The sequence below is a fragment of the Enterococcus sp. DIV0574 genome, assembly GCF_051711125.1.
Lineage (GTDB): Bacteria > Bacillota > Bacilli > Lactobacillales > Enterococcaceae > Enterococcus_D > Enterococcus_D gallinarum.
The window spans coordinates 855,371-870,297 of record NZ_JBIOMA010000001.1 but is presented as its reverse complement, the minus strand read 5'-3'; the positions used below and the strand labels follow the sequence as shown (position 1 = coordinate 870,297).

The following is a 14,927-nucleotide window of genomic DNA, read 5'->3' as shown; positions in this document are numbered from 1 at the left end:
ACTAGTCATGCTCCTTTCCTGGGATCGTCATCTGAGGACCGACAACTGACTCAAAAGCTTTAGCGATCAGTTCATCTCCTGAGAGACCTTGTTGCGCCAATTGATGAGTCGCTTCCACCATTTGATGATATTCCTTAGGATAAACTTTGATGAACAACTGCTTATGATAGAGCCAATCGCTTAGAATCTCGGCTGATTTTAAGGAATCTGTATAGGCAAAATGGTTCTCGATCAATTCTTTCAATACCGCATCATCCCCGCTCTCATCTACCTTAAACAATTCCACCATTTCTAAATTGCATTGAGCAGCAAACGCTTGCTCCGGATCGTACACATAGGCGACACCTCCAGACATGCCAGCAGCAAAATTGCGGCCTGTCTTGCCTAGAATAACAGCGACACCTCCAGTCATATACTCGCAGCCATGATCGCCGATTCCTTCTACAACCACTTTGGCTCCGCTATTTCGAACACAGAAACGTTCTCCTGCCAGACCTCTGAAATATCCTTCTCCTCGATTTGCCCCAAAGCAAGCTACATTACCTACAATGGGCGACTGTTCAATATCATAACTAGCATCTGCTGGCGGTACAATGATCAAACGGCCACCACTCAATCCTTTGGCTACGTAATCATTGGCTTCTCCAACCAATCTCAGCTCAAGTCCTTGCGTTGCAAAGGCACCAAAACTTTGACCCGCAATTCCTTGATAATTGAATTGCAGCAATCCTGGAGGAAGTTCATAGTTCCCAAAGCGTTCTGCAATCCATCCCCCTATGCGGGCACCAACAGAACGTTGAATATTGTTGATCGGTTGACTGATAGCAACAGGATGTTGTTTTTCAATTGCTGCTTTGGCAAAACTATCCAATTCTGGCCATTGTCGTTTCTCCAAAAAAGGATCCGTCACTTTACGTGCAATCGGAAGTGTCGTACCCAAGATGCGAGCGAAATCCAATGATTTTGCTTTCCCTTTGGCAATGAAACGAGGTACCAAGACTTCTGTGTGCCCCACCATCTCATCAATGGTACGAAAACCCAGTTCTGCCATGATTTCTCTGAGGTCTTCTGCTAAGAAAAACATAGTATGAATAATATGTTCCGGTTTACCAGCAAAAAACTTTCGTAAAGCTGGATTTTGGGTGGCAATACCCACGGGACAAGTATTCAGACTGCAGACTCTCATCATCACACAGCCTATCGCAACAAGGGCCAATGAAGCAAAACTGTACTCTTCAGCACCTAAAAGTGCCGCAATCGCAATATCCCTTCCCGTCATCAATTTACCATCCGTTTCTAAGGTCATCCGCTGACGAAGATGATTGAGTGCCAATGTTTGATGAGCTTCTGCTAACCCCATTTCCCAAGGCAAGCCCGCATCTCTGATGGAATTGCGGGGAGAAGCACCAGTACCGCCATCATAGCCTGATATTACAACAACATCAGCACCTGCCTTGACAACACCGGTTGCAATCGTTCCAACACCCGTACTGGCAACCAGCTTCACATTGATTCGCGCATAAGGGTTGATGGTCTTTAAATCATGGATCAATTGTGCCAAATCTTCAATCGAATAAATATCGTGATGAGGAGGTGGTGAAATCAAGCGAACCCCAGGGGTTGATCCGCGAATCTCAGCGACCCAAGGGAAAACTTTATTTCCAGGCAGTTGACCGCCTTCACCTGGCTTCGCTCCTTGAGCCATCTTGATCTGCAACTCATCGGCACTCATCAAATACTCCGCATTAACTCCAAAACGTCCAGAAGCAACTTGCTTGATCCGACTATTGTAATTTTTGCCGTTGACCGCTTTGAAACGCTCGCGATGTTCCCCGCCTTCTCCACTATTTGATTTAGCTCCGATGGCATTCATTGCCTCAGCAATACATTTATGAGCTTCCTCACTTAGCGATCCATAAGACATTGCTCCTACTTTGAATCGTTTGACGATTTGGACAGCAGGCTCTACTTCCTCCAATGGAATTGGCTGACGCGAAGGTGTGAACTCCCATAGTGAACGAAGTGTCGTGGGTGTGCTTAAAGCCTCTTGATTCATGACAGCTGCATACTCCTTGTACAACTGATAATCTCCTGTGCGCACCGCTTTTTGAAAGTGATAGATGGTTTTGGGATTAAAAAGGTGATGCTCACCTTCTGCTTTAAACTGAAAGCTGCCTCCCGAATCTAGATAATCCTGTTGTTTTTCACCATAGGCAGCTTCGTATCGCTCAAAATACTCTTGTTCGATTTGTTTCAACGACAGTCCGCCAATCCGAGAAACAGTTCCCGTAAAATAAACCTCAGTGACTTGTGGTGAGATACCGACAGCTTCAAAGAGCTGAGCACCATGATAACCGGCAATAGTTGAAATTCCCATACGAGACATAATCTTTATGAGTCCCTTCTCACAGGCCTGTCGATAATTTTCGACATGATCACTCATGTCATAATAATGCAGCGTTTCGTAAGCCCCGTAAGGATGAATCCCACTGGCACCGTAGCCAACTAACATAGCATAGTGATGAACTTCGCAGACTTCAGCCGTGTCAACAATGAGTGAGGCAAGCGCTCGCTTTCCTTTTCGCACCAAGTAATTATGCAAACCCGAAACAGCCAACAAGACAGGAATTGCCATCTTACCTAGTTGTGGTGCAATGGGTTCGCGATCACTTAACACGAGAATCGTAGCCCCTTGATCAATTTTGGCTTCACTTTCTTTAAAAAGAGTATCCAAAGCTTGGTGCAGTGTTTGTTGCTCATTGCCAGTCACAGAATAAAGAGTAGAGAGGACTGCCGCCGATTGTTGTTTCTGATTTAGATGTTTGATCTTCAGATACTCGCTTGTGGCTAAAATCGGACTAGCGATTTTTAATTTATGGCAATTTTGGCTAAGATCTTTTGTAACATCGCCATCTCGTCCCAGAAATAATTCTGTACCGATCACTAGCTTTTCGCGAATCGCGTCAATTGGTGGATTCGTTACCTGTGCGAATTGTTGCTTAAAGTACGTAAAAAGCGACTGGGGACGTTCACTTAAGATTGCTAATGGTGAATCAAATCCCATGGAGATAACCGGTTCCTCTCCTGTCTGAGCCATAGGGATCAGCAGTGTCCGGATGACTTCGTCGGTGTACCCGTGAAGTTTCCATAACCGCTGTAATGTCTCTGTCGATAATCCATCAGAAAAAGGAGGTTCTGGTAAGTCATCCATCGTTAACAAATTTTCTGTCAACCATTCGCGATAAGGATGAGCTTGCGCGTATTTTTCTTTGATCTCTTTATTTCTCAAAATCAAGCCATTTTTGGTATCGACCAAAAACATATTGGCTGGACCTAAAACCCCTTTTTCAATTACCTCTGCTGCGGGTAGATCAACCACCCCTGATTCGGATGCTACGACAACTAAGCCATCCCTCGTAATTGAATAGCGGGAAGGCCGCAACCCATTGCGATCCAAAGCAGCACCCACCAGCTCACCATCCGTAAAACAAAGCGCTGCCGGTCCATCCCATGGTGCCATAAAACTAGCATTGTACTCATGAAAAGCAACTAGTTCTTCTGGCAAACCGGCTTCTTTCGACCAGGCTTCAGGTACCATCATCAAAAGCGCCTGAGGTAAATCTCTCCCTTGGCGATACAAGAATTCCATGCAATTCTCAAGTTTTGCGGAGTCCGAATTTTCCTCATCATAGACTTCGATTTGATGACTATGCATCCAATTTTCGGCTCCTCTTAACGTATTGATTTCCCCATTATGGGCTAAAAAACGAAAAGGCTGCGCGCGATTCCAGCTAGGAAAAGTATTGGTTGAAAAACGAGAATGAGTCAATGCGATACTGGAAGTCATACGCGGATCTTGTAAGTCCGTATAAAACAGTCCGACCTGATAAGCATGTAACATGCCTTTATAGACGATTGTTTGGCTAGAAAGACTGCAGATGGCTAGTTCCTTGGCTGCATAGTTTTTTTCTAATTGTCGCCGCAAATGATACAAACGGTCCTCAAAATCTCTGCCGACTGTCACATCGAGAGGTTTTTCAATAAAGAATTGACAAAAACTAGGCATCACTTTTTGTGCTCCTGGACCACATTGCGAATAGTCATAGGGAACTTCCCGCTGCCACAACACCCGAAATCCCATTTGCTGAATATCCTGAGCAACGGCCTTTCTTAATTTGACTGCGGATTCTCGTTCTTGCGGCAAAAAAAACATGCCTACTGCATAGTGACCTTTCGGCGGTAAAACAATCTCTGCCGCTAAAGCAATTGCTTGAAAAAAAGGATCAGGTAATGCCATCAACACACCAGCCCCATCCCCTGTATCTGGTTCGGCTCCTGTTCCGCCACGATGATTCATTCGTTCTAACATCGTCAACGCATTTTCAATCAGTTTTCTCGAGTATAATCCATCTTTTTGTACGATAAAGCCCATGCCACAAGCATCACTTTCAAAACGAGGATCATACATTAATGTCTCTTTTTCCCTCATCCCCTCATCCTTTCTTTAAATATTCTGAATATTCCAATTTTTAACAGTTTACCTTTTCTATGTAAATCTTGCAATCTTTTTCTGCAAGTTGGTCTAGCTTCCTCTCAAAAACGCTGAACGGGTAAAACCGATTGGGACAAAGAAAGCACGATTGCCTAGCGCTGCATTTTTGTCACTTCTATGCTTCTTATCATCAGTTGCTGTCGTCTAGTTGCTATTGCTAGGAGAAAACGATGAAAAAGACACAAAAGCTGATAACTAAGTCAGCACAATGAAATGATCACAAAAAACGTGTGCCATCGGACGATCTACTTAGATCGTCCAACGGCACACTAATAATTTTTGGCTTACCTTTATTTCTCAGCTAATTTTTATTTCTCAAAGCCTTCAGCAACGGCTTCTGGATAATATTCTTCCACCAAATGAGCACAACGCCCGCAAAGTGTTGGCAGTTTCTCATCCACTCCGACATCTGTCCGCACTTGCCGACAACGGTCGCAAACTTCACCATCGGCTTTTTCGATCAAGATTGCACCATCTTCAAATTGTAGCGCTGCTTCTGGAGCAGCACTTCCTGCCTCTTTGATTTCGAAGAAGTCTGGTGAAATGATCAATAATTGGGCCAAATCAGCATCAACAGCCGTTAATAGGTCTGCCAGCGGTTGTGATGGATAGATGGTCACTTTTGCTTCCAATGACTTACCAATCAGTTTTTCATTCCGTGCTTCTTCTAGTGCTTTCAGGACATTGTCACGGAATGAAAGAAATGCCGTCCACATATCAAGCAACTCAGCTTGATTCGCAAATGATTCATAACTTGGCAATTCAGCTAGTTGAACATAGGCTTCCTCTTCTTTTAAGTGAGACCAGATTTCTTCGGCTGTGTGAGGAATGATTGGCGTCAACAATTTTGTCAAAGCCACTGCCGTTTGGTAAAAGACAGTTTGCATTGCTCGCCGTTGTGGATCATTTTCCGCTTCGATATAAACAACATCTTTCGCAAAGTCTAAATAGAAAGCAGAAAGATCGCCAGTCAAGAAATTGATGATCGTCTTATAGATATGCAAGAAATTGTATTTCTCATATCCATCTTCACGAATGGTTTTGATCGTTTCGTTTAATCGAACCAGCATGTATTTGTCTACAGAGCGTAAGTTTTCATAAGAAACCATATCCGTTTTTGGATCGAAATCAGCCGTATTGGCTAATAAGAAACGCATTGTATTACGGATCTTACGGTAAACCTCGGAGACTTGATTCAAAATATCCATTGAAACTCGGACATCTGCTTCATAATCTACACTGCTAACCCATAGGCGAAGGATATCGGCACCCATTTGTTTGATTACTTTCTCTGGAGCAATGGTATTTCCAAGAGATTTACTCATCTTCCGGCCTTCACCATCCAAGGTAAACCCTTGAGACAAGACTGATTTGTAAGGTGCTTCCCCATTGATCGCCACACTTGTGGTGATACTTGAGTTAAACCATCCACGGTATTGATCTGAACCTTCCAAATACATGTCAGCTGGGAAAGTCAACTCTGGACGTTGACGCAAGACTGCTTCATGAGAAGAACCAGAATCAAACCAAACATCCATGATATCTGTTTCTTTAGAGAATTTGCCATTTGGTGAACCCGGATGCGTAAAGCCTGCAGGCAATAATTCTTCGGCTTCTTTTTCAAACCAGATATTTGATCCGTGTTGTTCAAATAGCGTTGCAACATGTTCGATCGTTTCTGGCGTAATGATTGCTTCGCCGTTTTCGGCGTAGAAAATCGGCAGTGGTACCCCCCAGGCACGTTGACGTGAGATAACCCAATCGCCTCGATCACGAATCATGTTGTACAAGCGTGTTTTGCCCCAAGGAATGATCCAGTCCACTTTCTCGATTTCATCAAGGATGTTTTGACGGAATTGATCGATTGAAGCAAACCATTGTGGTGTTGCCCGATAGATAACAGGTTTTTTGGTCCGCCAATCATGAGGATAACTATGGACAAAGAAATCAAGTTTCAATAATGCACCTTTTTCTGCTAACAAATCGGTGATCATTGGGTTCGCTTTATCATAGAAGATTCCTTCAAATCCTGGTGCTTCTTCCGTAAACATCCCACGACTATCGACAGGAGATAGGACATCTAATTTGTATTTTTTGCTTACGATGTAGTCGTCTTCCCCGTGCCCAGGAGCAGTATGAACCAATCCAGTACCTGCTTCCAGCGTGACATGGTCACCTAGCATCACCAATGAAGTCCGATCATAGAAAGGATGCTGGCCAGTCATGTATTCTAGTTTTTCTCCAGCAATTTCTTGCAAGATTTCAACACTTTCCCATCCAATAGCTGCTTGAACAGTCTCCAACAAATCTTTGGCGATCACAAATTTACGGCCATCTGCCATGATTTGAACATAAGTAAACGTTGGGTTTACTGAAATTCCTAAGTTTGCTGGTAATGTCCAAGGTGTCGTCGTCCAAATAACGAAAGATGTATCTTCATCAAGGATTCCTTTTCCATCTGCTACAGGAAAAGCGACATAGATCGAAGGTGATTTGACATCTTTGTATTCGATCTCGGCTTCTGCCAATGAAGACTCGCTGGATGGTGACCAGTAGATTGGCTTTAATCCTTTATAGATGTAGCCTTTTTCTGCCATCTTTCCGAATACACGGATTTCAGCAGCTTCGTAATCAGGTGTCAAAGTGATGTAAGGATGATCCCAATCACCTGAGATTCCTAAACGTTTAAAGTCCTCACGTTGGGTATCTACTTGTGTCAAAGCATACTCTTCGCATTTTTTGCGATATTCCGCAAGTGTCATTTCTTTGCGTTTGATGCCCTTGTTTGTCAGCACTTGTTCGATCGGCAATCCATGCGTATCCCAACCTGGTACATAAGGTGAGCGGAATCCTGACATTGATTTAGAACGTACAATAATGTCTTTACTGATTTTGTTTAATGCATGACCAATGTGGATATTGCCATTCGCATAGGGAGGGCCATCATGTAAGACAAATGTTGGTTTCCCTTCGTTCAGTGCTTGTCTTTGTTGATAGATATTTTGTTCTTCCCAATCTTTTTGCCATTCGATTTCGCGATTAGGCAAATTTCCCCGCATCGGAAAAGCCGTTTTTCCCAGATGCAATGTTTCTTTCATCTTCATTGTATTCGCTCCTTTTACTGATTACTCATGATTATGGCATGTGCAAGCACATGTCGATCAAACAATTTTGTCTATCCTGCCTCAATTTCAGTGAATTCACTCATTGAAATGACTAAATCCTTCTAATAAGCCCATAGGCTATGAAGCTATAAAAAAAAACACATCCATCCCGGAAAGGGACGAACGTGTTCGTGGTACCACCCAAATTTTATTGTCAGTGACAATTCTTTGTTGATCGGTAACGAGATCAAACGTTGGACTCTACCACTGTTCAAGACCAAGACTAACAGATGATCTAATTTCTTACAGGGTTTTATCCGGCTTCCACTCTCCCAGACTCGCTTTAAAAGTATAAGAAATTTTTCTGTTCTGTATATTAGTCATTTGTTTTATTTAATTCATCTAGTAATTGACGTGCATCATCCAATGTTTTCACTTCTGGATTTTCTTCTACATCAATTTCTTTCTCACTGGATTCCACGATTTCTACTGGACTCTCCACTGCTTCTGAGTTTACTTCAGAATCATTTTCGCTGTCAAGTTCTTTTGATAAAACTTCTTTGATTACTTGATGAGAATCTTTTACATAGCTAGAAAATGGCGCCAAAATTTCTTCCCATTCTGGACTTTTTACTTGCTCTAATTGTGTTTGCAGCATAACCAAAAGATTGTTGTGGAAAACACGCGTTTTCTTCTTCAAATCATTGGTTTCAGTTGCCAATTGACGCGCATTATTGGTTGCATCCGTCAGAATTTCTTTGGCTTTTTCTTCTGCAGCTGTTGTCAATGCATGAGCGCGTTTTTCGGCATTCGTTACTAATTCATCTGCACGGTTTTGAGCAGAAGTAACGATCACTTCAGATTCTTTGCTTGCGCTCGTTTTTACTTTGTCTGCGGTATCTTGAGCCACGATGATCGATTGGTTCAATGCATCTTTCAATTCATTGAAATACTCAAGTTTTTCTTCTGCATGCTTCAATGATTTTTCTAGTTCACGGTTCTTTTGAACAGCTTCTTCATAATCACGAACGATCATATCTAAGAAGTCATCGACTTCATCCTGATTGTAACCGCGCATTTTTACTGAAAAGCTTTTGTTTTGAATATCTAATGGAGTTAATGCCATAAGTTTACACCTCTTTGTTTTATTTACGTAATACACCTAATAACAATCTAACTTTTTCTTTTTTTGTCGTGCCTTCTAACCCCTGAATCTGGATACGCCCAAATCCTCTGATTGATACGATATCCAGTAGATCCAACATAAAATCCGGACGTAATGTTTCTGTCCAATTGACTTTCACTTTGCCAGACTCGATGAGTTGTTTGGAACGCTGGCGCGAAATATTATAGACAGCAGAAATGACAGTATCCAAACGGAGAGAGCTGACCGTTTCTCGTTCTTCGCTCCAGCCGTCTTTTGGTACGATCAATTCCGTGTACTTCGTTTCTTCGAGGCGAACTGAGACATTCCCGATTTTATCGACCTGTGTTTGGACAAAATGACTGATTTCGCTTGCCACAAATACTTGCCAATTTTCCCCATCAGAAATGATGTCACCAAAGTATTCCCTTTTGACCCCTGTGCCCATTAACGTTCCTAAAACCTTCCCATGACTTAAAACCGTGAATTTTTTTGGATAGATAATGGTGAATAATACCAAATCAAATTCTTCACTTGCTGGTTGGTAATAGTCTGGGTAGATCAGGCACCGTCTTCTTTCAGCAGCTTCATATCCGCCAAAAAAATGAAAACTCAAATCGGTTGATTGCCGAATCAGACTTTCTAAAATATAGGCTTGCCGCGGATCAAGAAAATCTGTTAAATAGGGTGCGTATTGCATCTGCACTTGTTCGATCCAGCCTTGCGCAGAATCAATAAAAGGGTGCTCATCGCTTCGAAAATGCTGATAGACATTTGCGTTCACCGATATTCACCCCTTACGTTAGAATAAGATTGCTTGTAGAAGAACGAACAGACCTTGCGTTGCTAGCTGCAGAACGATAATGGCAAATGCAATCGTAAAGTCGATGCCAGCGAAACTCAGATTTAGACGATCAAACAAACCTAGATATGGTTCACAGATTTTTGCTAAGAAACGTCCAAATGCTGATTGGTATCCTCCCGGAAACCAAGAAAGCAAGGCATAGATCACTAATAATACTGTATAGAGATATACTGCATCACTGAATAGATTTAATAACCTAAAGACTAAAATATGCTTTCCTCCTTGACTCAGATATCGAAGAAATTACTATCTGCTAATGTTTGAGCAGTTCCCTCGATCTCCATTCCTTTTGGCGTACATAAGAAGATTTCATCTCCAACACGCTTGATATCGCCATCTTCAGCGTACACTGTTCCCGTCAAAAAATCAACTATTCGCCGTGCTTGGTACTCCTCAATTAAATGAAAATTAACAAGTACTGCATCGCCATTGATCACTTGTTTCGCGATTCCCATCGCTTCTGAATAAACTCTTGGTTCTACGATAGTAATCTTGCCTGCAGCCTTGGACTTTATTTCTTTTGTTTTGGGATTACTGCGTTGTTGGGCCATAGAAACGACCTTTTCCTCTGTCTTTTGGACAGGGCGTTGTTGTCTTTCAAGGGACGCACTTGATGCTGTTGAACGCTGCGCTTGCGCTTGCTGTGATGGCATATGGCTTCGTGAAAATGTATTCGTTGGATTTTCAGCACGAGTCGTGCGTGGTGCAACATAAGAACTACCTTGATTGACGGCGATATTTTGCGGGGATCGCACAGATTCTTGAGCTACCACGCTTTCTTCGTAATAATCTTCTTCATCTGTCAATCCAAAAAAATTGGTCAATTTCTCTTTTAAAGACATATGTCAACCTCCTTTACTCCTGAAATAATGCGGTGCCGATGCGAACAACTGTCGCACCCGCTTGGATCGCAACGGCAAAATCATTACTCATTCCCATACTTGTTTCTGTACATGGAGCATGTGCCAAGTGCAGCGCTGCGATTTTTTCTTGTAATTCTTTCAACTGATGAAAATAATGGAGCTGCTCTGCTTCTGAAGAAGCAAGTGGTGCCATGGTCATCAAGCCGATGACATTGATTTTATCAAAGGGCTGCAACTCTTCAATAAATGAAACAACGTCGTCTGGTGCAATTCCTTGTTTACTTGCTTCACCTGAAATATTGACTTCTACAAAACAAGCAATCGTTTTTGCTGCTCGTTTTTGAATTTCTTGCGCCAATTTCAGCGAATCTAACGCATGGAAATAATCAACTTCATTTATAATTGATTTTACCTTTCTGCGTTGCAAATTACCAATAAAATGCCAGTTTACTTCTGAAAAATCTGCTAGTTGCTGCTTTTTTTCCAGGAGTTTTTCTACTCGGTTTTCCGCACAGTCAGTGACACCGGCTTCGATGATCTTCCGTGTTTTTTCACTATCGACAGATTTTGTCACAGCAACCAGACGAACCTCACTTGCTTTTCTAGAAACAAGAGCACAAGAATCCTGGATCTCTTGCTGGATCTTGTGCAAGTTCTCAGAAATCATGTGCTCTGCCTCCTAGCGTTTGCGACGGAAGAATGGTGGTGTACTTAATTCATCGTCGTCATTTGTTTTTACTTCATCTCTATTGAATGTATCAAATTCTTTTTTTTCAACATTCTCAAATTGGCTTTCTTCTACTTTAGGACGAACGTTTTGTTCTTTACGAATATCCCAATCACCAAAGCCATGATCATCTTCTACGTGTGAAGGTTTCGCCTGATCCATATCTAACGTTGGTTTTTGTGGAATTGAATGGATTTGACTTTGTCTGCTTGTACGAGAAGAGCGTTCCTTTTTTGAAGGATCGATACCTGTTGCAATCACAGTCACACGGATTTCATCTCCTAAGTCTTCATTGATTGAAGTTCCTAGAATAATGTTTACGTCGCCTGTTGCAGCACTTGCTACGATATCAGAAGCATCTTGTGCTTCAAATAAAGTCATGTCTAATCCGCCAGTGATGTTCAGTAAGACTTGTTCTGCACCATCGATAGATGTTTCTAGCAATGGAGAAGAGATCGCCTTTTTCGTTGCTTCGATGACACGTTCTTCGCCGCTAGCAACACCAATACCCATCAATGCTGTTCCTTGATTTTCCATTACTGTTTTCACGTCAGCAAAGTCCAAGTTGACATAGCCTGGTGCAGTAATCAGATCAGAGATTCCTTGTACCCCTTGACGCAATACATTGTCTGCTTCACGGAATGCTTCCAGCATTGGTGTCTTCTTGTCAACAACTTCCAATAAACGGTTGTTGGAGATGATCAATAATGTATCGACGTTTTCTTTTAGTTTTGCAATTCCTTCAGCTGCGAAACGGCCGCGTTTTGGTCCTTCAAATGTGAATGGACGAGTTACTACGCCGACTGTCAATGCGCCGATTTCTTTGGCAAGTTTTGCAACAATCGGAGCTGCCCCAGTTCCGGTACCTCCACCCATGCCGGCAGTGATAAAGATCATATCAGCGCCTTGCAAGGAATCACGAATTGCGTCTTCACTTTCTTCTGCTGCTTTTTCTCCAACTTCAGGTTGAGAGCCAGCACCTAGACCGCGAGTATATTTAGGGCCTAATTGGATCACTGTTTCAGCTTTTGAATTTTTCAATGCTTGCACATCTGTATTGGCAGCGATAAATTCGACACCTTTAACGTTTTCTTCGATCATACGGTTGACAGCATTGCCGCCGCCGCCGCCGACACCGATAACTTTGATTACAGCGCCATCATTGATATTGTTATCAATTGAAAATTCCATAGTTTATCTTCCTCCTGAGTATCGTTTTAGATTATTCAAAGATATTTGAGAAGAAATCTTTGACACGATTCGTGATCGATTCGCCTTTCTTCTCTTCTTCTGGTTCTTCATAAGTTTCTTCTGGAGCCTCGTACTGCTCATAAGAAATCTCTTGTTGAACAGCAACAGGTTGTTGCGTCGTACGTTCACCCGTGATCGCGCTTTTAGCAAGCTGATAAACTTCACTTAAATTAGCAGAATAATCAACGATACTGATCACATTAGTGAAAACCGGATTTCTCAATCCCATATGGTTTGGCACGTATAATTTCACATTTGTTTCGAAGACTTCCTGTGCTAAATCGACAACGCCAGGTAAGCTAGCAGCTCCGCCAGTCAAAATAATTCCGCCTGGTAATTCAAACGCATCGATTTCATTCAAGACATCTTTTGATTTATTAAAGATTTGCTCCATCCGTGCTTCGATGATTTCAGCAAGATACCGTTCATCGATTTTGACAGGTTCAGATTTACCAATGACGTCCACTGGGAATTCTTCGCTTGCCGATGTACGTTCAGGATAAGCATCACCATAATTGATTTTTAGCGCTTCTGCATTATTGAAAGAAGTATTCAACACAGTAGAGATGTCTTTTGTTACAAATTCTCCACCTTCTTGATTGACATGGGTGAATTTCAACTGTTTGTCATGCATTACCGAAGTCGTTGTTTGACCGCCACCAATATCAATCACGATCGTACCAAAGTCTTTTTCGCCATCTGATAAAATCGATTCAGTCAAAGCTAGTGGTGTGATTACAAGTTCGTTGACAATCAAGCCGGACTTTTCAACACATTTGCGAATATTGTGCAAAATCGTTTTAGGGCCTGTATAAACTACCCCAAACATCTCCAAGCGGACACCGATCATTCCGCGAGGATCTTTGATCCCTTCAAAGCCATCCACAGTAAACTCTTGCGGTAAAATGGCAATGATCTGTCTTTCAGGAGGTGTAGATCGAACGAGCGCTGCTGATGCTACGTTACGCACGTCGTCATCTGTGATTTCTTTTGATTCGCTGTTGACAGCAATCATCCCTTGGCAATTTTCAACTTCTAACAGATTGGCTGGCACACCCACGCTCACACTGCGAATTTGGATACCCGCTTTTTCTTCTGCTTGTCTTACTGCTCTTTGGATGGCTTGAACCGTCTTGTCAATGTCTACAATGATTCCGCGGTTGATTCCTTCTGATTTTGCATTTCCTACACCAATAATGTTCATTTGGCTATCAACGTATTCAGCTACAACAACTTTCACAGATGTCGTACCAATATCGAGGCCAACATACATTCCCGTTTTTGCCATGGATGGGGTTCCCTCCTACTTAATTTGCATATATCGCGAACCTTGAAAAGTTCGTATTTATATCTAATTAGAATAATTTGTTCACTGTTACCAATTCTACCATATAATAGCGATTTTTAGAAACAAGTTAATGAAAAAAACTCTTGAATTTTTCCTAAGAATCCCCTTCGGTCGATTGTTCTGTTGCCGAGTCACTGTCTTTTGTATTGGAAATCGGATAGGTAAAGATGCCCACTTCCATATCGATGATACTGTCTTCTTTCAAATCTTTTGCGATTTGCGGATAATACTGCATTTGACTAGCCATATTTGAAATGTTCACAATCACTTGGTTACCATCATTCATATAGATCGTTAACAACTCGTCATTACTGTCCCGAGGCGTGTACTTGATTTGAGAAATTCCTTCACGAATCTCTTGACTGAGCTTCTGATAAGCAGTCAGTACTTCTTTGATTTTTGACTGATCCGAAAAGCTCTCTAAAATAGGTAGTCCTTCCAGAGGCTGGTCACTCGGTTCATTGATCACGACACCACTTTCAAGAATAGGTGAATAATGATTATCGCTTGCTAGCAATGCCACCTCTTGGTACTCCGATACCCGAATCTTGAACTGGTTTAAAGAAGTGATCGTTACTTGAACATTTTTGACACGAGGCAACGCTTTTTTGATGGCTTGTTCCGTTTGTTCGCGGTCAAAATACTGCGGCCATATTTCTTCTCCAGTCGTTAATTCCGAATGTTCGATAATTGATTGGGCGGACACTTGATCATTGCCCACGACTTTAACATCCGCTAACTTACTCAACGGGGAGACGTAATACAGAATAAATAACAACGGGATCAGCAAAACACCAATAATCAACAGCAATCGGCGCAACAATACTCGATTACGGTATTTTTTTAAATTGGGCAATCGATCAGCAAAAGAGCGGGGAGCTTGTTCTGAATCTTCAGTCTCTGCGCCTTCTTCGTGCTTTTCTTCTGTTTGGTCTTCTGATTGTTCTTCATCTGAGTGAATCCCGGAAATGACAGAGGGTGACCATACAGGTTGATCGCCTTTTTCTTTTTGATAACGCAGATTTTCTTTCTGCCAAGGGGTCAATTCTTCTGTCGTGGGGGTGGTTTGATTA

At 42.2% G+C, this 14,927-nt stretch carries 10 protein-coding genes; all 10 read right to left on the bottom strand.

The features are described from left to right. Position 1: 1 nt before the first annotated feature. The 10 genes from gltB to IGJ45_RS04195 all read right to left on the bottom strand — a co-directional run bounded on the left by gltB (position 2) and on the right by IGJ45_RS04195 (position 14,899). A complete protein-coding gene (gene gltB, locus IGJ45_RS04240; protein WP_349703934.1) occupies positions 2-4,489 on the bottom strand; it encodes a glutamate synthase large subunit in 4,488 nt (1,495 codons plus the stop codon). Between the two features lie 371 nt (positions 4,490-4,860). Continuing rightward, a complete protein-coding gene (gene ileS, locus IGJ45_RS04235) occupies positions 4,861-7,656 on the bottom strand; it encodes an isoleucine--tRNA ligase (protein WP_156248151.1) in 2,796 nt (931 codons plus the stop codon). Between the two features lie 376 nt (positions 7,657-8,032). Then, the gene (locus IGJ45_RS04230; RefSeq protein WP_003127647.1) at positions 8,033-8,782 is read right to left on the bottom strand and encodes a DivIVA domain-containing protein; all 750 of its coding nucleotides are present in this window, start codon (positions 8,780-8,782) and stop codon (positions 8,033-8,035) included. A gap of 19 nt (positions 8,783-8,801) precedes the next feature. Beyond that, entirely contained in the window at positions 8,802-9,584 is a 783-nt protein-coding gene (locus tag IGJ45_RS04225) for an RNA-binding protein (RefSeq protein ID WP_349703933.1), read from the bottom strand. Between the two features lie 18 nt (positions 9,585-9,602). Further along, entirely contained in the window at positions 9,603-9,875 is a 273-nt protein-coding gene (locus tag IGJ45_RS04220; protein ID WP_029487179.1) for a YggT family protein, read from the bottom strand. Positions 9,876-9,892: 17 nt separating this feature from the next. Further along, the gene (locus tag IGJ45_RS04215) at positions 9,893-10,507 is read right to left on the bottom strand and encodes a cell division protein SepF (protein ID WP_349703932.1); all 615 of its coding nucleotides are present in this window, start codon (positions 10,505-10,507) and stop codon (positions 9,893-9,895) included. A 13-nt stretch (positions 10,508-10,520) separates the two neighbouring features. Continuing rightward, entirely contained in the window at positions 10,521-11,195 is a 675-nt protein-coding gene (locus tag IGJ45_RS04210) for a YggS family pyridoxal phosphate-dependent enzyme (RefSeq protein ID WP_349703931.1), read from the bottom strand. Positions 11,196-11,207: 12 nt separating this feature from the next. Beyond that, entirely contained in the window at positions 11,208-12,446 is a 1,239-nt protein-coding gene (gene ftsZ / locus IGJ45_RS04205) for a cell division protein FtsZ (RefSeq protein ID WP_003127641.1), read from the bottom strand. Positions 12,447-12,477: 31 nt separating this feature from the next. Next, positions 12,478-13,794, bottom strand: a complete 1,317-nt coding sequence (gene ftsA, locus IGJ45_RS04200) for a cell division protein FtsA (protein ID WP_003127640.1) — start codon at positions 13,792-13,794, stop codon at positions 12,478-12,480. A gap of 154 nt (positions 13,795-13,948) precedes the next feature. After that, on the bottom strand, positions 13,949-14,899 hold the full coding sequence (locus IGJ45_RS04195; protein ID WP_138371644.1) for a cell division protein FtsQ/DivIB: 951 nt from the start codon (positions 14,897-14,899) through the stop codon (positions 13,949-13,951). Positions 14,900-14,927: the final 28 nt, after the last annotated feature.